This is a genomic window from Actinomycetospora callitridis (assembly GCF_028737265.1).
In the GTDB taxonomy this organism is placed as follows: Bacteria; Actinomycetota; Actinomycetes; order Mycobacteriales; family Pseudonocardiaceae; genus Actinomycetospora; species Actinomycetospora callitridis.
In genome coordinates this window covers 37,758-60,238 of record NZ_JAQZAK010000011.1, presented here as the reverse complement: position 1 = coordinate 60,238, position 22,481 = coordinate 37,758, and the positions used below count along the sequence as shown (strand labels likewise).

Below are 22,481 nucleotides of genomic sequence, written 5' to 3'. Positions count from 1 at the left end.
GTCACCGCAGGCCGGGCGCGTCCCACCACGCGACGCCGTCGGCGAGCTGGTCCGCGTCGGGCGGGTCGAGGTCCGCGTCGAGCAGGGCGGCGAGGTAGGCACCGACCCCCGGCGCGAGCACGCGGCGCTCGTCCTCGTCCGGGCCGGCCACCAGCACCTGGCCCACCGTCCCGCCGGGCGGGGGCTCGAGGTCGACCATGAGGTGGTTGCCCCCGCCGTCCTCGGCGAGCGGCCACCACGGCGCCCGGGTGTACACGCGGTGCACCGGGTCGTCGCCGCGCACCGTGATCATGCCGTCGAAGTCCCTGGCCGTGTACGCAGCGCGGATGTCCGCCCACCCCTGCCAGGCCCGGCGTGCCCCGGCGAGGGACAGGAACTCGTGGCCGGGGAAGAGGTTGGTCCACGGGCCGCGGACGTGGCGCGTCTCGAGCTGGCCGTCGGCGATCCGGTAGAGCGCCGCGAGCTCGTCGGGGAACACGCCCACGACCTCGGCCGCCGCCGCGATGACGTCGTCGCCGGCCGGCGGGCGCAGCATCGCCCGCGCGCCCCAGCCCCGCTCCTCGAGCCGGTCCACCCAGCGCCACCACAGTTCCTCGACGGTCACCGGCCCATCCTCCGACGGGCGTGCGGGCCGTCGAGCACCCAGGCCGCCAGCGCGCCCGCCCCGGGCGGCGCCGCGCCCTGCCCGAAGCGGGCCCGGGCGACCGATCCGTCGTCGCGCGCGACCGAGAGCTCGTAGCCGAAGCCGTCCGCGACCGCACTCGGGGCGCCGTCGACGAACTCGCACGCGTCGACCAGGCCGGTGAGCTCCGCCGCGGCGGGCGTGTCGAGGTCGGCGTCGTCCACCTCGGCGGTGAGCACCATCCCGGCGACGCCGCCGGACCGGACGACGGTGACCCTCACCGCGGCGTCCTCATCGCGGGTCCGGCCGCAGACGCACCTTGACCGCCTCCCACCCGCCGCGCACGGCGTCCTGCTCGACGGAACCGCCGCCGTAGCGCTCCCCGGCGACGGCCACCGTGAGCGCCGCACAGTCCTCGAAGTCGGCGAACCGGGACAGCTCCCCGCCCGTGAGCACCTCGTACCAGACCGGGCCGAGCGTCTCCCACGCGTCGCCGCCCAGGGCGCGGGCCGCCTCGGCGAAGGCGCGGTTCGGGATGCCGGAGTTGATGTGCACGCCGCCGTTGTCGTTGCGCGGGTCGTCGTCGGCGGGCAGGTCGACGTAGGCGTCCATGTCGGCGGGCTGGTCGTCGCCGGCGTAGGCGGTGCCCGGCGCGATCATGTTGCGCAGCGCCCCACCGAGCGAGGGCTCGAGGATGTCCTCGCCGATCAGCCAGTTGGCCGACGCCGCGTCGATGCCCTCGGCGCGGTGCTTGACGAGGATGCCGAAGACGTCGGAGAACGACTCGTTGAGCGCGCCGCTCTGACCCCGGTACTCCAGCTCCGCGCTGAACTGCGTGACGCCGTGCGTGAGCTCGTGGGCGATGACGTCGATCGCCCGGGTCAGCCCGCCCGGCACGAACACCCCGCCCCCGCCGTCGCCGTAGACCATCTGGTCGCCGGTCCAGAACGCGTTGTCGTAGCGCTGCCCGAAGTGCACCGACGACACGAGGTCCAGGCCCCGGTCGTCGACGGAGTCGCGGTCGAACTCCTCGCGGTAGAAGTCCGCGGTCGCCGCGGCGCCGTCGAACGCCTCGTCGACCGCGGCGTCGCCGGTGGGCGGGTCGGTGGTGCCCCGGACGAGCCGCCCGGGCAGGGCCTGCTCCTCGCCGCCCGCGACGTCGTAGACCGTGTTCTCGGGGCCGGTGTCCGGCGCCTGCGCGGGCAGGAAGTCCAGGTCGGCGGGGGAGAGCCCGAAGCGGCGCAGCGTCGGGCCGAACGAGGAGCGCCGGGACCGCAGTGCCACCGACGTCAGCAGCGTGCGCAGGGCCGCGTCCCGCGTCTCGGCGTCGCCCTGCTCGGCGACCGCCAGCAGCAGGGAGGGCGGCGCGATCGTGCACCGGCAGCGGTTCACGACGGTCAGTGTGCCGGAGGACACCGGGCGTTCCGGCCCCGTTCGGCCCCGGTGTCGCACCCGTACACAAGGTCTCTGGGACACTGGAGTCGTACAGGGCGCCGCCGATGGCGCCCGTGGGTCGTCAGCACACCGCATTCCTCGCGCGGTCCCCCCTCCATGACGGACGGGCCGGCGCTCGCGGCCCCTCGCTCCCGTGGAGAGGTTCCCCGACATCCCGACGACGTCTGCTCCCCGTTCCGCCCCGACCTTCACCGACCTCGGCGTCCCCCGTGACGTCGTGGACGCGTTGGCCACGCGCGGGATCACCGAGCCCACCCCCATCCAGCGCGCGGCGATCGCCGACGCGCTGGCCGCCCGCGACGTGCTCGGTCGCGGCCGCACCGGCAGCGGCAAGACCCTCGCGTTCGGTCTGCCCCTGCTCACGCGCCTGACCAGCGGTCGCACCATCTCGAAGCGTCCGCGCGGCCTCGTGCTGCTGCCGACGCGCGAGCTCGCGAGCCAGGTCCGCGACGCGCTGGCCCCGCTCGCCGAGATCCTCGGCCTGCGCCAGACCGTCGTCTACGGCGGCGTCGGCCAGGGTCGGCAGGCCGACGCGCTCCGCCAGGGCGTCGACCTGCTGATCGCCTGCCCCGGCCGTCTCGAGGACCTCATCGGCCAGGGTCTCGTCGACCTCGACCGCGTCGAGGTGACGGTGCTCGACGAGGCCGACCACATGAGCGACCTCGGCTTCCTCCCGGCGGTCCGCCGCCTGCTGCGCCGCACGCCCCGCGACGGGCAGCGGATGCTGTTCTCGGCGACCCTCGACGGCGAGGTCGACCGTCTGGTGCGCGAGTTCCTGCACGACGCGGTGACGCACAGCGTCGACGCGGCCGAGGAGCCCGTGCCGGACATGACGCACCACCTCTTCACGGTGGCGCCCGCGGACCGCAACGCCGTGGTGCAGGAGCTGGCCTCGGGCCACGGCCGCAGCATGATGTTCACCCGCACCAAGCACGCGGCGCGCAAGCTCTCCCGCCAGCTCACGGCCGCGGGCATCCCGGCGACCGAGCTGCACGGCAACCTCTCGCAGCCCGCCCGCGATCGGAACCTGGCGGGCTTCTCCGCCGGCGACGTCCGCGTGCTGGTCGCCACCGACATCGCCGCGCGCGGCATCCACGTCGACGACGTCGCCCTCGTGGTGCACGTCGACCCGCCCGCCGAGCACAAGGCGTACACCCACCGCTCCGGGCGCACGGCGCGCGCCGGCTCGGCCGGGGACGTGGTGACGCTGGTGCCGCCGGCCGAGCGGGCCGAGGTCGCGTCGATGACCCGCAAGGCCGGTATCAAGGCCAAGCCGGTCGACGTCGGCCCCGGCGCGCGCGAGATCGTGGCGCTCGTCGGCGAGCCCGCGCCCCGCGTCGATCCCGAGGACGGCCCGGCGGCCGCGTCGCGCAAGCCCGCGCCGCAGCCGGCCGGAGGGTCCGGTGGCGGGTCCCGCCGTGGCGGCGGCTCCGGTCGCGGTCGTGGTGGCGGCGGTGCTCCCGGCGGCCCGGGCGGCGGCGCCCGTGGCGGCTCCGGTCGGGGTCGTGGTGGCGGCGGCGGTGCTCCCGCCGGCTCCGGCGGGCGCGGTGGCTCGGGCGGTCGTGGCTCCGGCGCGACCGGCGGCTCGGGGGGCGGTGGCGGCGGCCGTCGCACGGCCGGCTCGAGCGGCGGCCCGTCCTCGTCGTCGCACTCCGCGGCGGCGCACTCGGCCCGCTCGGGCGCGGGCCGTGGTCGGGGCGGCTCCCGCTAGGTTCGTGGATCAGCGCGAACCCCGGCGGACCGGGACGTCGATGCACACCGACGCCGACGCCGACGCCGGGGTTGGGCATCACGGATGCAAGCCCTGCGTCCTCGCTTGCACTGAACGCCAGGAAATCAACTTCGATCATGAGCCGCGCATGACGACGCCCGCGGGACCATGTGGTCCCGCGGGCGTCGTTCTCCCCGTCGATCAACGGGGACTTCGTGCGCCTAGAGGCAGCGAACAGCGCGTTCGCTGCGTCAGGAGGCGCGCGTCAGGCGGCCGGGGTCTCCGGGGCCTCGGTGGACTCCGTCTCCTCCGGCGCCGGGACACCGTCGATGGCGATACGGCGGGCGCCGGGCTCGGTGGCCTCGGCGTGGGCGCCGGTGACGCGCACCGTCAGGACGCCGGCGTCGTACGACGCGGAGACCGCGTCGGCGTCGACGTGCCCGGGCAGCGTGAAGCTGCGACGGAACGAGCCGTATCGGCTCTGGCGGTAGCCCTCGCCGGTCTGCTCGTCGCGGCGCTCGCCGCGGACGGACAGACGGTCGCCGTCGACCTCGACGGTGACGTCCTTCGCCACGTCCACGCCCGGGAGCTCGAGGCGGACGACGGCGTCTTCACCCTCGCGCACCACGTCGGTGGTCGGGGCGTACCAGGTCGTCCCCCGGCCCGGGGCGGGGCGGCGGAACAGAGCCGGGGCGACGGCGAACGGGTCGACGAATCGCGGGCCCCAGGGGGTCAGCGTGCTCATGGTGGTTCCTCCTCGGTGGCTGAAGGCGGCCCGACCTTGCGGACCTTCGACTCATGCAACGTGAGCCGACCACGCTCAATTCCCTGACTCGAGGATGCGGATTTCCTGGCGTTGAGTGCAAGCGAGGACGCAGGGCTTGCACGCAGCGCGTGCACTCCCGCCCCTACGGCGCACGCCCGTCGCGGACGTCGGCGTAGCGGGCGCGGACCTGCTCGGAGATCGAGGCGTCGGTGACGTCGCGGCTGGTCTCGCGGGCCACGGTCCAGCCCGGCTCCTCGCCGTGCAGGGCCCAGGCGGCCTGGCGGGCGGCGCCGAGGGCGACGTACTCCTGCGGCGAGAGCACCTCGACGGGCAGGCCGAGCACCTCGGGGGCGAGGTCCGCCACGGCCCCGGAGCGCGAGCCCCCGCCGATCAGCAGGGCCCGGCGCGCCGGCACCCCCTGGTCGATCAGCGCGTCGACGCAGTCGGCCAGCCCGCACAGCATCCCCTCGACGGTGGCGCGGGCGAGGTTCTCGCGGGTGCCGTTGGCCGTCGTCAGCCCGACGTAGCGACCCTGGGCGTCCGGGCGGTCGGGGGTGCGCTCGCCGTCGAGGTAGGGCAGCAGCACCAGCCCGTCCGCGCCCGGCGAGGCGGCACGCGCCAACGCGTCGAACTCGTCCGGCTCCACCCCCAGCAGCGCCGCCCCGACCCCGAGCACGCGAGCGGCGTTGAGGGTCGCGAGCAGCGGCAGGTAGCCGCCGCGGGCGTCGGCGAACCCGGCGACGAGTCCCGAGGCGTCGGTGCTGGGCCGGTCGTGGCCCGTGAACACCGCGCCCGAGGTGCCGATCGAGATCACCACCTCGCCCTCCGCCGGGCCGATCGCGAGCGCCGCGCCCGCGTTGTCCCCGGTGCCGGCCGAGACCGCGAGCCCGTCCGGCGTGTGCCCGACGACCTCGCCCGGCTCCGCGACCCGCGGCACCTCGAGCGCGCGCCCGAACGCCATCTCGAGCAGGTCGGGGCGGTACTCGCCGGTGACCGTCGACCAGTAGCCGGTGCCCGAGGCGTCGCCGCGGTCGGTGGTCGCGTCGGCGGGAGAGCCGCGCAGGCGCCAGGTCAGCCAGTCGTGGGGCAGCAGGATCCGGCGCGCGCGGTCGGCGACGTCCGGCTCGGCGCGGGAGGTCCAGCGCAGCTTGGTGGCGGTGATGCTCGCGACCGGGACGGTGCCCACCGCCTCGGCCCACGCGGCGGCCCCGCCGAGCTCCTCGATCAGCGCCGTGGCGTCCGGCGCGGACCGGGTGTCGTTCCACAGCAGCGCGTCGCGCACCGGCTCGCCGTGCTCGTCGAGCAGCACCATCCCGTGCTGCTGGCCCGCGACCCCGATCGCCGCGACGTCGCTGGTGCCGACCTCGCCGAGGGCGCCCGCCAGCGCGTCCCACCACGCCCGGGGATCGACCTCCGTGCCGTCCGGGTGCGGACGCCGGGCCTCCCGCACCACCCGCCCGTCCTCCGGATCGACGACGAGGACCTTGGTGGCCTGGGTGGAGGAATCGACCCCGGCGACGTACCGCGCTGAACCCGCCATGGCCGCAGTATCCCCACCACGAGCGCTCCGGCGCTTGTATCACTCTGCAACTTCTCGGTACGGTCACAGGACTGAACGCGCGACGGAGGAGTGCCCGATGAGCACGGAGACGACGACCGAGGTCCTGGCGGTGTCGAGGACGATCGACGCGCCGGTCGCGACGGTGTTCGGGGTGCTCGCCGACCCGGCCCGCCACGCCGCGATCGACGGCACCGGGTGGGTGCGCGAGCCGCTGGATCCCGCCGCCCTCACCGAGATCGGGCAGATCTTCGGCATGGGGATGTACCACGCCAACCACCCCGACCGCGACTACCGCATGCACAACCGCGTCGAGGCGCTCGACCCGCCGCGGAGCATCGCCTGGCAGCCCGGCCAGTACGGGCCGGACGGCGAGATCGGCTACGGCGGCTGGTCGTGGCGTTACGACCTCGCCGAGGAGGGCGCAGGCGCCTGCCGGGCGACGCTGACCTACGACTGGTCGGCCGTACCGGCCTTCCTTCGGGAGCACATCGCGTTCCCGCCCTTCGGCGAGGACCACCTGACCCGGTCGCTGGACAACCTCGCGGCACTCGCCGAGGGCGCTAGGTAGAGCCCGGACACCCGCAGGACTCTCGGACGACCAGCCGGGGCAGCAGACGCCGCGTGGTCGGCGGGGCGTCCGGCTCGGCGATCCGGTCGAGGAGCAGCCGCACCGCGGTGGTCGCGATCTCGTCGAAGGGCTGCGCGGCGACGGTCAGCCGGGGCGCGAACAGGTCGGCCCACGCGAAGTCGTCGAACGCGGCGACGGCGACGTCACGAGGCACCTCGAGACCGGCGTCGCGCAGGGCCTGCATCACCCCGATGGTCATGCTGTTGTTGGCGGCGACGATCGCGGTCGGCCGGTCGTCGAGCGCGACCAGACGGTGCGTCGCCCGGCGCGCGGCGACCGTCTCGGAGGCGCCGCCGACCTCCAGCTCGGGGTCGACGGGCAGGCCGCGGGAGAGCAGCGCGTCGCGGTAGCCCTCGCGGCGCTCGGTGGTGGTCGAGAGCCCCTCCAGGCCCGCCACCAGTCCGATCCGGGTGTGTCCGTGGTCGGCGAGGTGGCCGGTGAGCCCGGCGGTGGACGCCCGGTTCTCCGGGCCCACCTGGTCGTGCCCGGCGTCGATGAGCCGGTCGAGCAGCACCGTCGGCACCTGGTGGCGGGCGAGGTAGGCCAGGGTGTCGTCCGGGCGTGCGCTCGGGGCGAGGACCACGCCGTCGACGCGGTGGTGGTGCAGCCGGGTGACGACGGTCAGCTCGTAGTCCGGGTCCTCGTGGGGGTCGACGAGCAGCAGCGTGTAGCCCGCCGCGGCCGCGGCCGACTCGGCCGCGCTGAGCAGCTCGCCGAAGTACGGGTTGGAGATCGCCGAGAGCACCAGGCCCATCGTCGTGGTGCGCGCCGTCGCGAGGGACCGCGCGACCGTGTTCGGCGTGTAGTGCGTCGCGGCGACCGCGGAGAGCACCTGCTCACGGGTCGAGGCGCGGACCGGCCGGGTCCCGTTGAGCACGTGGGAGACGGTCGCGGTGGAGACACCCGCCATGCGCGCGACATCCGCCATCGTGGCCATGCCCGGCTCCCGTCCTCCGGCCCGCCGCGCACGCGAGGGGCCGTCCGTTCATCGGAGAGTTGTACCCCGAACGACCCGTCGTCGCTCCTGTGTGATCTCGACGGTGATCCTGCCTGAATCTGACGTGGTTAAGCGCTTGCTACTGACGGAGAGTGCCTTTACGGTCACCTGATCGCCAGTGGTCCACGTCACGGTCCGCGGCGGCAGGGCTGGGTGGCAGGGCTGGGCGACGGGGCGGGAGGCGGCGGATGCGCGGCGCGGCGCGAGGACGGGGACTCCGGAGGGGCCCGGCGGTGTTCGGCGCGCTGCTGGCGAGCCTGGCGCTGGTCGCCGGCTGCTCGGGCGCGGGTGCGCTCGGCGCCGAGGAGGGCGTCGAGACCGTCACGGTCGCGATCGTGTCCAACCCGCAGATGGAGGACGCGATCACGCTCTCGCCGCAGTTCGAGGCGGAGAACCCCGGGATCCGGCTGCGCTTCGTCTCGCTCTCCGAGAACGAGGCCCGCGCCAAGATCACCGCGTCGGTGGCCACGGGCGGCGGCGAGTTCGACATCGTCATGATCTCGAACTACGAGACCCCGCAGTGGGCGCAGAACGGCTGGCTGACCAACCTCCAGCCCTACATCGACGCCACGCCCGGCTACGACGCCGCCGACTTCATCCCGACGGTGCGCGACTCGCTGTCGTTCCAGGGATCGATGTACTCGGTGCCGTTCTACGGCGAGTCGTCCTTCCTCATGTACCGCAAGGACCTGTTCCAGCAGGCCGGCATCCAGATGCCCGCGCAGCCGACGTGGCCGCAGGTCGCCGAGTTCGCCGCCCGGCTCGACCAGGGCGAGGGCCAGCGGCGCGGCATCTGCCTGCGCGGCAAGCCGGGCTGGGGCGAGGTCATGGCCCCGCTCGACACGGTGATCAACACCTTCGGCGGCCGCTGGTTCGACCCGCAGTGGCGGGCCCAGCTGACCTCCCCGGAGGTGCGCCAGGCCGTGCAGTTCTACGTCGACCTCGTCCGCCAGCACGGTGAGCCGGGCGCGTCGCAGGCCGGGTTCTCCGAGTGCGCCACGCAGTTCGGCCAGGGCCAGGTCGCCATGTGGTACGACGCGACGTCGGCCGCCGGCACCGTCGAGGACCCCGCGGAGTCGACCGTCGCCGGGCAGATCGGGTACGCGCCCGCCCCCGTCGTGGCGACGCCGGCGTCGGGCTGGCTGTACTCCTGGTCCCTCGCCATCCCGGAGACCTCCCCGCGCAAGGACGCGGCGTGGAAGTTCATGTCCTGGATGACGAACAAGCAGTACATCGAGCGCGCCGGCAACGACCCCGAGATCGGGTGGACCTCGGTGCCGCCGGGCTCCCGGCAGTCGACGTACGACATCCCGCAGTACCAGCAGGTGTCGGGCGCCTACGGGCCGCTGATCCTGCAGGGCCTTCAGCGGGCGAACCCGCAGCAGCCGACCGTGCAGCCGGTGCCCTACCAGGGCGTGCAGTTCGTCCGCATCCCCGAGTTCCAGGACCTCGGCACCCGGGTGAGCCAGCAGGTCAGCGCGGCCATCGCCGGCCAGATCACCGTGGACGAGGCGCTCGAACAGTCCCAGAACTACGCGGAGACGGTGGGGGAGAGCTACCAGCGATGACCGCCACAGTGGAAGAACGTTCCGCACCACCGGCCAACGTCGGCGGCGCCGCGATGATCGACCGTGCCGAGGGCTGGCGGCGCCGCGCGCCGCTGCTGCCCGCGCTGGTCTTCACGATCATCGTCACGCAGATCCCGTTCATCCTGACTCTCTTCTACTCGCTGCAGTCCTGGAACCTCGTCCGGCCGGGGTCGCAGGAGTTCGTGTGGTTCGCGAACTACGTCGACGTCTTCACCGACAGCCAGTTCCGCCAGGTCGCGATCAACACCGTCGTCATGACGCTGGGCTCGGTGCTCATCGCCGTGGTGCTCGGCCTCCTGCTGGCGCTGCTGCTCAACCGGCAGTTCGTCGGGCGCGGCGTCGTGCGCACGCTGCTGATCACCCCGTTCCTCATCACCCCGGTGGCGGCGGCGCTGCTGTGGCGCACGGTGCTGCTCGACCCGACGCTCGGCCTCGTCAACTTCGTGCTCTCGCCGTTCGGGGCCTCGGGCACCGAGTGGATCAGCCAGTTCCCGCTGGCCTCGGTGATGGCCGCGCTGGTGTGGCAGTGGACGCCGTTCATGATGCTGCTGCTGCTCGCGGGCCTGCAGAGCCAGCCGTCCGACCAGCTCGAGGCCGCGCGGGTGGACGGGGCGAGCGCGTGGTCGGTGTTCCGTGAGCTGACGCTGCCGCACCTGCGCCGCTTCATCGAGCTCGGCGTGGTGCTCGGGACGATCTACCTGGTCAACACCTTCGACACCGTCTACATGATGACGCAGGGCGGCCCGGGCGTGGCCAGCGCGAACCTGCCGTTCTACATCTACCAGCGCGCGTTCCTCGGCTTCGACATCGGCCAGTCGGCCGCGATGGGCGTCGTCGTCGTGATCATCACGCTGATCGCGGCGAGCTTCGCGCTGCGCCTGCTGTTCCGGAGCTTCAGTGGCGAGGAGGAGCTGACCTGATGGCGATCACGACGGACACTCCCACCGACGAGCGCGCGTCGGCGACGGACGAGGGCCAGACCCCGCGCAAGCAGCGCCGGAGCGCGGCCAACGTCTGGTTCGGCGTCATCGCCTGGGTCGTCGGCATCGCGTTCTTCTTCCCGGTCTTCTGGATGGTGCTGACGTCCTTCAAGACGGAGGCGGACGCCTACACGCCCACGCCGAAGCTCTTCTTCCAGCCGACCCTGGAGCAGTACGAGGGCGTGTTCTCCTCGGGCCTCGGGCCCTACATCGCGAACTCCGTGGCGGCCACCGTGCTGTCCACGATCTTCGTCCTGCTGCTCGGCGTCCCGGCCGCGTTCGCGCTGTCGCTGCGACCGGTGAAGAAGACGTCCGACGTCCTGTTCTTCTTCATCTCGACGAAGATGCTGCCGGTGGTCGCGGCCATCGTGCCGATCTACGTCGTGGTCAACCAGATCGGCATGCTGGACAACATCTGGACGCTGATCATCCTCTACACGGGGATGAACCTGCCGATCGCGGTCTGGATGATGCGGTCGTTCTTCCTCGAGGTCCCCGGCGAGCTGCTCGAGCAGGCCAGCATCGACGGCGCGCCGCTGTGGCGGACGCTGCGCGAGATCGTCCTGCCGATCATCTCGCCCGGCATCTTCGCCACCGCGCTGATCTGCGTGATCTTCGCGTGGAACGAGTTCTTCTTCGCGGTGAACCTCACCGCCGCCAACGCCGGCACGGTGCCGGTCTTCCTGGTCGGCTTCATCACCTCGGAGGGCCTCTACTGGGCCCAGCTCTCCGCGGCGGCGACCATCGCGGCGCTGCCCGTCGTCCTCGCGGGCTGGGTGGCGCAGAACAAGCTGGTGCAGGGCCTGTCGTTCGGCGCGGTCAAGTAGCGGTCGAGTAGGGGAGTCTTCAGACATGGCCGAAGTGGTGTTCGACGAGGCCTCACGCATCTACACCCCCGGCGCGAAGCCGGCGGTCGACCGGCTCAGCCTGACCGTCGCCGACGGCGACCTCGTCGTCCTCGTGGGGCCCTCGGGCTCGGGGAAGTCGACGGCGCTGCGGATGCTGGCCGGGCTCGAGCCGATCGACGCGGGCTCGGTGCGCATCAACGGGCGCGACGTCGTCGACGTCCAGCCGAAGGACCGGGACATCGCGATGGTGTTCCAGAACTACGCGCTCTACCCGTCGAAGACGGTCGCGGAGAACATGGCCTTCCCGCTGAAGATGCGCGGGATGGAGAAGGAGGAGCGGGGCCGGCGCGTGCGCCAGGCCGCCGAGATGCTCGGGCTCACCGAGTACCTCGACCGCAAGCCGAAGGCGCTCTCCGGCGGCCAGCGCCAGCGCGTCGCGATGGGCCGGGCGATCGTCCGCGAGCCCCAGGTCTTCCTCATGGACGAGCCACTGTCCAACCTCGACGCGAAGATGCGCGTGCAGACCCGCGCGCAGATCGCCGAGATGCAGAACCGCCTGGCGGTGTCGACGGTCTACGTCACCCACGACCAGGTCGAGGCCATGACGATGGGCGACAAGGTCGCCGTGCTCGCCGACGGCAAGCTGCAGCAGTACGCGACGCCCCCGGAGCTCTACGACCGTCCGGCCAACGCCTTCGTCGCGGGGTTCATCGGCTCCCCCGCGATGAACCTGCTCGAGCTGCCGCGCTCGTCGAGCGGGGTCACCCTCGGCGGCATCGAGATCCCGCTGACCCGCGAGGTCACGGACGCGGCCGGCTCCCGGGACAAGCTCACCGTCGGCATCCGGCCCGAGGACTGGGTGCTGGAGAGCACCGACGCCGACGCGGCCTCGGTGGTCAAGGCCGTCGTCGACGTCGTCGAGGAGCTCGGCAGCGAGTCCTACCTCTACGCCCACCTCGCCGAGGACACCGCCACCACGATCGTGGTCCGGGGCCCCGGCCGCGTGAAGGTCCGCTTCGGCGACCCGATCGCGGTGCGCCCGACCGCCGAGGCGCTGCACGTGTTCGACGTCGAGAGCGGCGAGCGCCTGGACTGAGGGCTGCGGGGCATGTCAGCGGCGTGGCGCCGCAGACATTGAGTGTCCGAGTAAGGGGAGCACGCCGATAGGGCCACGCACTCGAGGTCGCTCGCCGAGAATTCGGTCGCGCCCCCTCGGCTGAACGCCCTACCGTGCGCGTCGTGATCCAGAAGCAGCTCTACGGCTGACGAGGCCGTGACGCCACCGCCGGCCCGGTCCGGCGGGGCTCAGCCCTGCCCTCGTCCATCCCTGCTCCTGGGAGTCCCCCATGGCTCATGTCCTGATGGTCGGCGCCGGCGCGCACGGCCACACCCACCCGCACCTGCCCGTGATCGCCGAGCTCGTCGCGCGCGGTCACCGGGTCACCTATGCGATCCCCGCGCCCTTCGCCGACATGGTCGCGGCCACCGGAGCGACGCCACTGGTCCACACCTCCGTACTGCCGGACCAGGGTCGCGGCGAGCAGTGGCCGACCGACCCCGTCGACGGCACCGCGCTGTTCCTCGACGAGGCGGTGCACACGCTGCCGCAGATCGAGGCGGCGCTGGGTGACGACGTCCCGGACGTCGCGCTCTACGACATCGGCGGGTATCCGGCGATCGTGCTCGCCCGGCGCTGGGGCATCCCCGCGGTGCAGCTCTCGCCGGCGATGGTCGCCTGGGACGGGTACGAGTCCGACCTCGCCGACGACCTCGCGTTCCGGCAGACGCCGGGGTACCGGGCGTACCTCGCGCGGTTCTCGGCGTGGCTCGCGGAGTCCGGGATCGACGACGAGCCCGAGCAGCTCGTCGGGCGGCCGCGCCGCTCGATGGTCGAGATCCCCCGCGCGCTGCAGCCGTTCGCCGACCGCGTCGACGAGATGATCTACACGTTCGTCGGGCCCGACCTCGCGCGGCGGGCGGCACAGGAGGAGTGGCCGGAGCCCGCGCGGCCGCTCGTCCTCGTCTCCTTCGGCTCGGCGTACCACGACCACCCCGACGACTTCCGGGCCTGCGCCGAGGCGTTCGGCCCGCTGCCGTGGGAGGTGGTGCTGGCGGTCGGCCCGCACCTCGACCTCGAGGCCCTCGGCGAGCTGCCGCCGAACGTCACCGCGCACCGGTGGGTGCCGCAGCTCGGGGTGCTCGGGCGCGCGAGCGCGTTCGTCACCCACGCGGGCATGGGCGGGTGCGCCGAGGGGCTCTTCCAGGGCGTGCCGATGATCGCGGTGCCACGTGCGGTCGACCAGTTCGCCAACGCCGCGATGCTCGAGGCACTCGGCGTGGCGCGGACGATCCCGTCGGAGGAGGTCACCGCCGACCGGCTCCGGGAGGCCCTGCTGGAGCTCACGTCCTCGCCCGACGTCGCCGCGCGCCTGGCCGAACAGCGCGACGTGATCCGACGCGGCGGCGGGGCCCCGGCCGCCGCCGACGTCGTGGAGGCGGAGCTCGCGCGGTAGTGCTCTGTCAGCGGAGTGCCGTCATGGACGTCCAGTGTCTGCGACGGCACTCCGCTGACATCAGGCTCCGCTCAGGAGACGCCCTCGGGAGCGGCGCCGGTGACCTGCACGCCGTCGGCGGTGATCTTCTCGATCTCGGCGAGGTCGTCGGCGGAGAGAGACACGTCGACCGCGGCCAGCGAGCGCTCGATGTTCTTCTCCGACCGGGCCCCGACGATCGCGACGTCGATCCCGTCCTGCGCGAGCACCCAGGCGATCGCCAGCTGCGAGACCTCGACGCCCTTGTCGGCGGCGAACGCCTTCAGCCGCTCGACGACCTCGAGGTTCTGCCGGAACTTCTCGCCCTGGAACGCCGAGGCCTGCGCGCGCCAGTCGGAGTCCTCGAACGTCGTGTTCTCGTCCATCGAGCCGGTCAGCAGGCCCGAGCCCAGCGGCGAGTACACGAGCGTGCCGATGTCGTGCTCGCGCACGTACGGGAGCACGTCGTCCTCGATGTGGCGGCGGAACAGGTGGTACGGAGGCTGGAGGGTCTCCACCGGGCGGCGACGGTCGAACGCGGCCATCTGGTCGGCGTCGTAGTTCGACACGCCGACGTGCCGGATCTTGCCCTCGTCGACGAGCTCCTGCAGGTACCCGGCGGTGTCCTCGAACGGCGTCTGCTCGTCGGGCCAGTGCACCTGGTAGAGGTCGATGTGGTCGATCTTCATCGCCGTCAGCGACGACTCGACGCCCGAGCGCAGCCACTCGCGGCGCGAGTCCCGCGGCCGGTCGGTGCCCGGGTTGATGCCGCCCTTGGTCGCGATCACCACCGAGTCCCGGTCGCGGTCCAGCTCGCCGCGCAGCGCGTTCGCCAGGACCTCCTCGGACTCGCCGAACCCGTAGGCCTGCGCAGTGTCGAAGAAGTTGACACCCAGGTCGAGGGCGTGGCGGATGGCGCGCTGCGCCTGGTCGGCGTCGTAGGAACCCCACTCGCCCGAGACCTGCCAGGTGCCGAACGCGATCCGCGACACCTGCAGCTCGGTCTTGCCCAGTCTCGTCATCTCCATCCCGTCGCGTACCCGCTCCCGAAGCGGTTGAACGACGGACGAGTCCGGCGGACGGGGGGTGTGGGTCACCCCGAGATGTAGGCCTCGAGCTGGTCGCGGTGCTCCTCGAGCTGGTCGATCCGGGTCTTCACGACGTCGCCGATGCTGACGATCCCTGTCAGCCTCTCCTGGTCGTCGACCACCGGGATGTGGCGGATCCGCCGCTCGGTCATGGTGCGGCTCAGCGTCTGGACGTCGTCCTCGAGCCGGCACGTCGCCACGACCGTCGTCATGATCTCGGAGACCGGTGCGTCGAGGAGGCCCGCGCCCCGGCGGTGGAGGTGGCGCACCACGTCGCGCTCGGACACGATCCCGGCCAGTCGGTCGCCCTCGCAGACGACCGCCGCGCCGACGTTGCGCTCGGCGAGCACCTCCAGGAGGTGCGACACCGGGGCGTCGGGCGGCACGGTGAGCACGGCTGATCCCTTGCGCGCGATGAGGTCCGCGATGCGCATGGCCGGTCCCTTCGTCGGGTTCGCGACGGTTCCGAGAATGGCAGGGACCGTCCGGGTTCGGCCAGACCCGGACGGTCACGACCGCGCCAGGAGCACCGCCACTCCCAGCAACGGCGCCGCGAGCGCGGCCACGAGCACCGGCAGGCCGACCCAGACCGACCCGGTGCCGACGACGGCGAGCACCCCGAGCGCCACCCCCTCCGATCCCAGCCCGGCGACCGACGTGACGGTGGCGCGGGCGTCACCGGTCACCTCGTCCTGCACCCGGGTCTCGACGACGACGAGCAGCATCTGCAGTACGCCCCATCCGAGCGCGATCGCCGCGAACCCGGGCCCGAGCGGCAGCAGCGCGCCCGCGCCGACCGTCACCGCGGCGACGGCCAGCAGCACGCCGAGCGCCGCCCCGCGGGCGCGGGCGACGCGGCCGGCGAGCGCGACGCAGAGCGTCTCCGCGACGCCCACCCCGACGAGGGCGAGCGCGGCCGTCGCCGGTGAAGCGCCCCGGTCGGCGGCGAGCAGCGGCAGGTACTCGTCGAACGCCATGAACCCGGTGAGCAGCGCCGTGACGAGCACCGCCCGCCGCAGCAGCGCCGTCCGGGACACGTCGGCGAGGCCGTCGCGCAGCGTCGTCCACCACTCGGCGAGGGCGTCGCGCGACGTCGTCCGTGCGCTCGGTGCCCGCGACTCCTCGGGCAGGGTGAGCGCCAGGAGGCCGGCGCCCAGCGCCGCGGCGGCCCCGACGAGACCGGGCAGGACGTAGCCGCCGACCTCCACCAGCGGCGCGGCGAGCGCGGTGGCGACGAGGGTGCTCGCGAGGTAGCCCGAGCGGGCCCGGCCCATGAGCGTCGCGTAGCGGTCGGCGGCGTCCCAGCCGGCGAGGGCGTCGTAGGTCAGCGCCTCGAGCGTCCCGGAGCCGAGCGCGGTGCCGACGCCCCAGAGCACGAAGCCCAGCGCGAACACCCACGTGCCCGGGAACAGCACCCACAGGGCGAAGGCGGCCGCGGCGAGGGCTCCGGACGCGGCGAGCATCCGTCGCCGGGAGGTCACGTCGGCCCAGGCGCCCGAGGGCACCTCGAGGACCAGCGTCGTCACCGACCACAGCGCGAACAGCGCCGAGATCGCGGCGTCGGAGAGGCCGTGGTCGGCGAAGAGCAGCGCGTAGAGCGGGTAGAGCGGCACGAACTGGCCGAGCGCCTCGACGGCGACGACCCGTGCGCCGAACCCGCGGGGGACCCGCGACGGAGGCGGGGCCGGGTGTCAGCGTCGGCGGAAGCGGTTCTGCATGGCCAGGACCTTAGCTCCGGCCGTGAGTGGAATTCACGGCTATAGCCGGGAATTTCGCTCACGTAGAAGACTGGCGCACATGACGTCCGACGAGCCTACGACGCCGACCGGCGGCAACCCGTACCTCGAGCGTGCCTACGGCCTGCGCGGCCCGGACGACGCCCGGGAGTTCTACGACGAGTGGGCCGCGGAGTACGACGCCGACCTCGCCGACGACGCCCAGGGCTACGTCGCCCCGGAGCTCGCCGCCGAGACGCTGGTCCGCGTCGCCGGCACGGGCATCACCGTGCTCGACGCCGGGTGCGGGACGGGCCTGGTCGGGGCGGCGCTCACGCAGCGCGGCATCGAGGTCGTCGACGGCGTGGACGTCTCGCCGGGGATGCTCGAGCGGGCCCGGGCCACCGGCGCCTACCGCTCCCTCGAGCCCGCCGACCTCACCCGCCCGCTGCCCACCCCCGCCGACGCCTACGACGCCGTCGTCTGCGTCGGCACCCTCACCCACGGCCACGTCGGTCCCGAGGCCCTCGCCGAGTTCGTCCGGCTGACCCGTCCGGGCGGGACGATCGTCGCCACGGTGCTCGACGACGTCTGGGAGTCCGGCGGCTACCGCGCGGAGACCGACCGGCTCGTCGACGCGGGCGTCGCGGAGCTGGTGTCGGCCGACGTGACGCCCTACCGCTCCGGGGTCGGTGTCGAGGCCCGGATGCTGGTGCTCACCGCGCGCTGAGGATAGAACGGTGCCCATGAGCGCCCCCTCCGACAGCACGGAACCCGAGATCCTCTGGCAGCCGGACGAGGAGACGGTACGGAACGCGCGGATCACCGCGTTCGCGGAGCGCGCCGCGCAGGAGCACGGGGTCACCGTCGAGACCTACGAGGACCTGTGGCGGTGGTCCGCCACCGATCTGCGCGCGTTCTGGGGCACGATCGTCGACCACCTCGGCGTGCGGTTCCACGAGGCCCCGAACGAGGTCCTCGCCTCCGAGGACATGCCCGGGGCGAGCTGGTTCCCGGGCAGCACCCTCAACTACGCCGAGCACGCGCTGCACCCCGCCGAGGGCGGCGCCGACGACGACCTCGCGATCGTCGCGCTCCGCGAGGACGGCCGGCGCGAGCAGCGCACCTACGGCGAGCTGCGCGCCGACGTCGCCCGCGCCCGGGCCGGGCTCGAGGCGCTCGGGGTCGGGCGCGGCGACCGGGTCGTGGCCCTCGCCCCGAACTGCGTCGAGACCCTCGTCGCCTTCCTCGGCGCCGCGTCGCTGGGGGCGACGTGGTCGTCGTGCTCGCCCGACTTCGGCGCCCGCGCCGTGGTGGACCGCTTCGCCCAGATCGAGCCGTCCGTGCTCGTCGTCGTCGACGGCTACCTCTACAACGGCAAGTCCTACGACATCCGCCCGACGGTCGCCGAGCTGCGCGGGCAGCTCCCGACGCTGCGCGCCACGGTCGGGATCGACTACGTCACCGAGGGGGCGTGGGCCGACTGGTCCTCCGACGGGGACGACGTCGTCGGCTGGGCCTCGTTCACCGACCACGCCGACGTCGGGCTCGCGTTCGACCCGGTGCCGTTCGACCACCCGCTGTGGATCCTCTACTCGTCGGGCACCACGGGGCTGCCGAAGGGGATCGTGCACTCGCACGGCGGCATCGTCGTCCAGCACCTCGCGTCGCTGGCCCTGCAGCACGACCTCGGGCCCGGTGACCGGTTCTTCTGGTTCACCACCACCGGCTGGATGATGTGGAACCTGCTCATCTCCGGGCTGCTGGTCGGCGCGACGGTGATCGCCTTCGACGGGAGCCCGGGCCACCCCGACCTCGACGTGCTCTGGCGGATGGCCGCCGACGAGGGCGTCACGCTGTTCGGGACGTCGGCGTCGTTCGTGCAGTCGTGCCTCAAGGCCGGCCTGCGCCCGCGCGACGCGTTCGACCTCTCCGCGATCCGCTCGGTCGGCTCCACGGGCTCGCCGCTGTCGCCGGAGGGCTTCGACTGGCTGCAGGACGCGGTGGGCGAGACGATCCAGATCGCGTCGGTCTCCGGCGGCACCGACGTCTGCGCGGCGTTCGTCGGCGTGGCCCCCACCGTCCCCGTCTGGCGGGGTGAGATCTCCTGCCGTGCGCTCGGCGCCTCCGTCGAGTCGTTCGATCCCACCGGTGAGCCCGTGATCGACGAGGTCGGCGAGCTCGTCATCACCCGGCCCATGCCGTCGATGCCGGTGATGCTGTGGAACGACCCCGACGGCAGCCGGATGCGGGAGTCGTACTACGAGGACTTCCCCGGCATCTGGCGCCACGGTGACTGGGTCCAGATCACGCCGCGGGGGTCCCTCGTCATCCGCGGGCGCAGCGACTCGACGCTCAACCGGGGCGGCGTCCGGATGGGCACCGCGGAGTTCTACGAGGTCGTCGAGTCCTTCGACGAGGTGGTCGACTCGCTGGTCATCGACACCTCCGGCGTCGAGGGCGCCCGCGGGGGCGGCGAGCTGCTGTGCTTCCTCGTGCTCGGCGAGGGCGTGGCGTTCGACGACGTCGCGCCGCAGCTCAAGAAGGCCCTGCGCAGCCAGCTCTCGCCGCGCCACGTCCCCGACCGCTTCCTGGTGGTCGACGACATCCCGCGCACGCTCAACGGCAAGAAGTCCGAGGTGCCGGTGAAACGCATCCTCGCCGGCACCGCCCCCGAGAAGGCCGTCAGCAAGGACGCCCTGCGCAACCCCGAGGCGCTGGAGGACGTGGTGGCGCGGGCCCGGGACTAGGTGGGGCCCCCGTCGACGTCGGACGGGTCGATCTCCGACAGGGTGACCGTCGCGCCGAGCACCCACCCCCGGTCGTCCCGGCGCGAGGAGACCAGGACGTCGAAGACGCGCGGGTGCGTCGGCGCGTCGCAGGGGACCTCGATCCGGGCCGGGGCGGGGAGGTCGCCGCGCAGCGCGGCGCGGATCGCCGACGCGACCGTCGCGCTGTGCCGGTCGGTGGCCGCCGCGGCGTCGCACAGCGCCAGGTAGGAGCACCCGATCCCGGCCCGCGCCGGGTCCCCGCCGTTGGCCAGGCAGAACGCGACCCAGGCGTCGTCGACCCAGACGACGACCCCGGCGCCGTTCAGCAGCGCGGTCTCGACGGGCCCGTCGGCGCAGACCCGGTCGACCAGCGTGCCGGCGGTGTCCCGGGGGATCGCGGCCAGGTCGCGGCTGGTGATCACGGGATCACCCGCCGGGCGGCCGGGGTGGGTCGGGGTCGGGGAGGTGGTGGCGTCATCGGACCCTCGTGCGGACACGTCCGCGGTTCGGGACAGGGTCGCGGTGCCGTCGCAGGGGCCGGGCGACGGGATCGGACCCTCGTGCTGGTGCGACTCTCCCCCCACGGACGAGATCGAATCAACCGGCGTCAGGCCGGGACGGGCATCTCCGCGAGGTCGTCGGCGTCGGCCAGCGGTGCACCCGTCTGCTCGCGGACCTCGTCGGTGGTGACGCCGGGGGCGAGCTCGCGCAGGACGAAGCCGTTCGGGGTGATGTCGACGACGGCGAGGTCGGTGATGACGCGGGAGACGACGCCGCGGCCGGTCAGGGGCAGCGCGCAGGTCTCGAGGAGCTTGGGCGCGCCCTTCTTGGTGACGTGCTCCATCACCACGAGCACGCGCCGCGCGCCGTGGACGAGGTCCATCGCGCCGCCCATGCCCTTGATCATCGCGCCGGGTACGGCCCAGTTGGCGATGTCGCCGTTGACCGCGACCTGCATGGCCCCGAGGACCGCGATGTCGACCTTGCCGCCGCGGATCATCCCGAACGACAGCGCGGAGTCGAAGAACGAGCCGCCGGGGCTGACGGTGACCGTCTCCTTGCCCGCGTTGATGAGGTCGGGGTCGACCTCGTCCTCGGTGGGGTACGGGCCCACGCCGAGCAGCCCGTTCTCCGAGTGCAGGAAGACGTCGACGTCGTCGGGCATGTAGTTGGGGATGAGGGTGGGCAGCCCGATGCCGAGGTTGACGTAGGCGCCGTGGGTGAGCTCGCGCGCCGCGCGGGCGGCCATCTGCTCGCGGGTCAGGGCCATGTCACGTCTCCTTCCCAGAAGTCGAACGCAGCGTGCGCTTCTCGATGTGCTTGTTGGCGACCTGCTCGGCGGTCAGCTCCACGACGCGGTGGACGAAGATGCCGGGCACGTGGACGTCGTCGGGATCGATCTCGCCGGGCTCGACGAGCTCTTCGACCTCGGCGATCGTCGTCCGTCCGGCCATCGCGGCGAGCGGGTTGAAGTTGCGCGCGGAGCGGTGGAACACGAGGTTGCCGTGCCGGTCGCCCTTCGCCGCGCGCACCAGGCCGAAGTCGCAGACCAGCGAGCGTTCGAGGACGAAGGGGGTCCTCTGACTCGTCCCGTCCTCCTGGCGCACCTCGAACTCCCGCACCTCCTTCGGCGGCGACGACACCGCCACCGACCCGTCGGCGGCGTAGCGCCAGGGCATCGCCCCGTCGGCGACCCAGGTGCCGACCCCGGCGGGCGTGTAGAACGCCGGCACGCCCGAGCCGGCGGCGCGCAGGCGCTCGGCCAGCGTGCCCTGCGGGGTCAGCTCGACCTCGAGTTCGCCGGCCAGGTACTGGCGGCCGAACTCCTTGTTCTCGCCGATGTAGGACGCCACGACCCGCGCGATCCGGTGCTGCTCGAGCAGGATGCCCAGGCCCCAGCCGTCGGTGCCGCAGTTGTTCGACGCGACGTGCAGCTCGCTCACCGAGGTCCGCGACAACGCGTCGATGAGCACGATCGGCACCCCGGACAGGCCGAACCCGCCGACCGCCAGCGAGGCGCCGTCGTGGACGTCGGCGACGGCCTCGTCAGCCGAGGCCACCGTCTTGTCGATCGTCATCGTGCTCCCTTCGCGTGCTCGCGCAGCAGCGGCGTGACGATCTCGGGGCGCTGGAACGACGCCAGGTGCGCCGCGCCGGTGACGGACTCGAGGCGCGCGCCGGGGATGCCGTCGGCGAGCAGCTGCTGGTGCTCCGGCGGTGTGGCCGGGTCGTCGACGCCACTGATCACGAGTGTCGGGACGGCGATGGCGCCGAGCTCGTCGACGACGTCCCACACGGAGATCGCCTCGCAGCACCCGGCGTAGCCCTCGGCCGGGGTGGACGCGATGAGGTCGCGCATGCGGGCGATGGTGTCGGGCTGCGCCTGCGCGAAGTCGTCGGTGAACCAGCGCCCGACGACGGCGTCGGCGACGGCCTGGGTCCCGCCGTCGCGCACCGTCGCGGCGCGCTCGACCCAGGGCTCGGGGTCGCCGAAGCGGGCGGAGGTGCAGAGCAGGGCGAGGGTGCTCGCGCGGTCCGGGGCGTAGCGCCCGATCCACTGGGCGATAGCCCCGCCCAGGGAGACGCCGGCGAACGCGGCGCGCTCGACGCCCAGGTCGTCGAGGGTCTCGAGGACGTCGCGGGCGAGGTCCTCGACGCGGTAGGGGCCGTCGGGCACGGGCGAGCCGCCGTGGCCGCGGGTGTCGAGCGTGATCACCCGGTACTCGTCGGCGAGCTCGCGGCGCTGGGGTGCCCACATCTCGACCGTGCTGCCGAGCGAGCAGAGCAGGACCAGCGGCGGACCGTCGTCGGGACCCTCGAGGACGTGGTGCAGCTTCACGTCCCCCACCGTGCCCGGTGGCCGTGGTCGGTGAACCGCCCGCTTCCGCTCATCAGGACTCCAGCTTGGACGGGTGGACGGTCAGCGCCGTCACCTCGACGTCCATGTATGGGAAGAGCGGCAGGCTCGAGAGCAATTGGTGGAGCTCGTCGCCGGACTCGACGTCGAAGCGGCTGACGTTCGCGTAGCGCCCGACCACCCGCCACAGCTCGGGCCACTTGCCGGAGCGCTGGATCTCGTGGGCGCGGGCCTTCTCCCGGGCGCGGAGGTCGTCGGCGACCTCGGCGGGCATGTCGTGGGGGAGGCGGACCTCCATGCGGACGAGGAACTGCACGGTGTTCTCCGAGGGATCGAGGATGCGGATTTCCCGGCGCTGCGTG

General features: G+C 73.2%; 23 protein-coding genes. 9 read left to right on the top strand and 14 right to left on the bottom strand.

Translation table 11 applies throughout. The features are described from left to right. Position 1: 1 nt before the first annotated feature. From PH191_RS25605 to PH191_RS25595, 3 genes are read right to left on the bottom strand one after another with little or no spacing between them, the layout of a single operon-like run. Entirely contained in the window at positions 2-604 is a 603-nt protein-coding gene (locus tag PH191_RS25605) for an SMI1/KNR4 family protein (RefSeq protein WP_274197457.1), read from the bottom strand. After that, positions 601-903: a protealysin inhibitor emfourin gene (locus PH191_RS25600; RefSeq protein WP_274197456.1), complete on the bottom strand. Its 303-nt coding sequence runs from the start codon at positions 901-903 to the stop codon at positions 601-603. The genes PH191_RS25605 and PH191_RS25600 overlap by 4 nt, the downstream gene beginning before the upstream one ends. 10 nt (positions 904-913) lie before the next feature. Continuing rightward, on the bottom strand, positions 914-2,014 hold the full coding sequence (locus PH191_RS25595; RefSeq protein ID WP_274197455.1) for a M4 family metallopeptidase: 1,101 nt from the start codon (positions 2,012-2,014) through the stop codon (positions 914-916). A gap of 196 nt (positions 2,015-2,210) precedes the next feature. Between PH191_RS25595 and PH191_RS25590 the strand changes: the two genes are divergently transcribed. Beyond that, positions 2,211-3,788 (top strand): DEAD/DEAH box helicase, encoded by a 1,578-nt coding sequence (locus PH191_RS25590; RefSeq protein ID WP_274197454.1) that lies wholly within the window; start codon positions 2,211-2,213, stop codon positions 3,786-3,788. 265 nt (positions 3,789-4,053) lie between these two features. Here the strand turns inward: PH191_RS25590 and PH191_RS25585 are convergent, their stop codons facing one another. Then, a complete protein-coding gene (locus PH191_RS25585) occupies positions 4,054-4,533 on the bottom strand; it encodes an Hsp20/alpha crystallin family protein (RefSeq protein WP_274197453.1) in 480 nt (159 codons plus the stop codon). 163 nt (positions 4,534-4,696) lie between these two features. After that, complete coding sequence (gene xylB / locus PH191_RS25580; RefSeq protein ID WP_274197452.1) at positions 4,697-6,094, bottom strand: xylulokinase; 1,398 nt, start codon at positions 6,092-6,094, stop codon at positions 4,697-4,699. Between the two features lie 97 nt (positions 6,095-6,191). Here xylB and PH191_RS25575 point away from each other — a divergent pair, with 97 nt between their 5' ends. Then, positions 6,192-6,683 (top strand): SRPBCC family protein, encoded by a 492-nt coding sequence (locus tag PH191_RS25575; RefSeq protein WP_274197451.1) that lies wholly within the window; start codon positions 6,192-6,194, stop codon positions 6,681-6,683. Here PH191_RS25575 and PH191_RS25570 read toward each other — a convergent pair. Then, on the bottom strand, positions 6,676-7,680 hold the full coding sequence (locus PH191_RS25570) for a LacI family DNA-binding transcriptional regulator (protein ID WP_274197450.1): 1,005 nt from the start codon (positions 7,678-7,680) through the stop codon (positions 6,676-6,678). The two genes, PH191_RS25575 and PH191_RS25570, sit on opposite strands and share 8 nt — an antisense overlap. 248 nt (positions 7,681-7,928) lie before the next feature. Between PH191_RS25570 and PH191_RS25565 the strand changes: the two genes are divergently transcribed. From PH191_RS25565 to PH191_RS25545, 5 genes are all read left to right on the top strand, one after another. Further along, entirely contained in the window at positions 7,929-9,308 is a 1,380-nt protein-coding gene (locus PH191_RS25565; protein ID WP_274197449.1) for an ABC transporter substrate-binding protein, read from the top strand. Continuing rightward, entirely contained in the window at positions 9,305-10,249 is a 945-nt protein-coding gene (locus PH191_RS25560) for a carbohydrate ABC transporter permease (protein WP_420791848.1), read from the top strand. The genes PH191_RS25565 and PH191_RS25560 overlap by 4 nt, the downstream gene beginning before the upstream one ends. Beyond that, on the top strand, positions 10,249-11,136 hold the full coding sequence (locus PH191_RS25555; protein ID WP_274197448.1) for a carbohydrate ABC transporter permease: 888 nt from the start codon (positions 10,249-10,251) through the stop codon (positions 11,134-11,136). The genes PH191_RS25560 and PH191_RS25555 overlap by 1 nt, the downstream gene beginning before the upstream one ends. A 25-nt stretch (positions 11,137-11,161) precedes the next feature. Next, entirely contained in the window at positions 11,162-12,253 is a 1,092-nt protein-coding gene (locus PH191_RS25550) for an ABC transporter ATP-binding protein (RefSeq protein WP_274197447.1), read from the top strand. Between the two features lie 250 nt (positions 12,254-12,503). Further along, complete coding sequence (locus PH191_RS25545) at positions 12,504-13,670, top strand: macrolide family glycosyltransferase (protein ID WP_274197446.1); 1,167 nt, start codon at positions 12,504-12,506, stop codon at positions 13,668-13,670. 71 nt (positions 13,671-13,741) lie between these two features. On the opposite strand, the gene PH191_RS25540 is transcribed toward PH191_RS25545, so the two are convergent. From PH191_RS25540 to PH191_RS25530, 3 genes are all read right to left on the bottom strand, one after another. Beyond that, positions 13,742-14,710, bottom strand: a complete 969-nt coding sequence (locus PH191_RS25540) for an aldo/keto reductase (RefSeq protein WP_476294612.1) — start codon at positions 14,708-14,710, stop codon at positions 13,742-13,744. Positions 14,711-14,781: 71 nt separating this feature from the next. Next, positions 14,782-15,210 (bottom strand): CBS domain-containing protein, encoded by a 429-nt coding sequence (locus tag PH191_RS25535; RefSeq protein WP_274197444.1) that lies wholly within the window; start codon positions 15,208-15,210, stop codon positions 14,782-14,784. A gap of 75 nt (positions 15,211-15,285) precedes the next feature. Then, positions 15,286-16,389: an MFS transporter gene (locus tag PH191_RS25530; protein WP_274197443.1), complete on the bottom strand. Its 1,104-nt coding sequence runs from the start codon at positions 16,387-16,389 to the stop codon at positions 15,286-15,288. Positions 16,390-16,573: 184 nt separating this feature from the next. Between PH191_RS25530 and PH191_RS25525 the strand changes: the two genes are divergently transcribed. Both PH191_RS25525 and PH191_RS25520 read left to right on the top strand, forming a co-directional pair. Beyond that, positions 16,574-17,221, top strand: coding sequence for a class I SAM-dependent DNA methyltransferase (locus PH191_RS25525; protein WP_274197442.1), 648 nt, complete (start codon positions 16,574-16,576; stop codon positions 17,219-17,221). Positions 17,222-17,237: 16 nt separating this feature from the next. After that, positions 17,238-19,241: an acetoacetate--CoA ligase gene (locus PH191_RS25520; protein ID WP_274197441.1), complete on the top strand. Its 2,004-nt coding sequence runs from the start codon at positions 17,238-17,240 to the stop codon at positions 19,239-19,241. On the opposite strand, the gene PH191_RS25515 is transcribed toward PH191_RS25520, so the two are convergent. From PH191_RS25515 to catC, 5 genes are all read right to left on the bottom strand, one after another. Continuing rightward, positions 19,238-19,684, bottom strand: a complete 447-nt coding sequence (locus tag PH191_RS25515) for a hypothetical protein (RefSeq protein WP_274197440.1) — start codon at positions 19,682-19,684, stop codon at positions 19,238-19,240. The genes PH191_RS25520 and PH191_RS25515 overlap by 4 nt on opposite strands. Before the next feature lie 185 nt (positions 19,685-19,869). Further along, positions 19,870-20,532, bottom strand: coding sequence for a CoA transferase subunit B (locus PH191_RS25510; RefSeq protein WP_274197439.1), 663 nt, complete (start codon positions 20,530-20,532; stop codon positions 19,870-19,872). A gap of 1 nt (position 20,533) precedes the next feature. Then, positions 20,534-21,340: a CoA transferase subunit A gene (locus PH191_RS25505; RefSeq protein ID WP_274197438.1), complete on the bottom strand. Its 807-nt coding sequence runs from the start codon at positions 21,338-21,340 to the stop codon at positions 20,534-20,536. Beyond that, positions 21,337-22,101 carry a 3-oxoadipate enol-lactonase gene (pcaD, locus tag PH191_RS25500; protein ID WP_274197437.1) on the bottom strand — a complete coding sequence of 255 codons (765 nt, stop codon included), beginning with the start codon at positions 22,099-22,101 and terminating at the stop codon, positions 21,337-21,339. Before pcaD ends, PH191_RS25505 begins: the two co-directional genes overlap by 4 nt. A 52-nt stretch (positions 22,102-22,153) precedes the next feature. After that, positions 22,154-22,435, bottom strand: a complete 282-nt coding sequence (catC, locus tag PH191_RS25495) for a muconolactone Delta-isomerase (protein ID WP_274197436.1) — start codon at positions 22,433-22,435, stop codon at positions 22,154-22,156. Between the last annotated feature and the right edge of the window lie 46 nt (positions 22,436-22,481).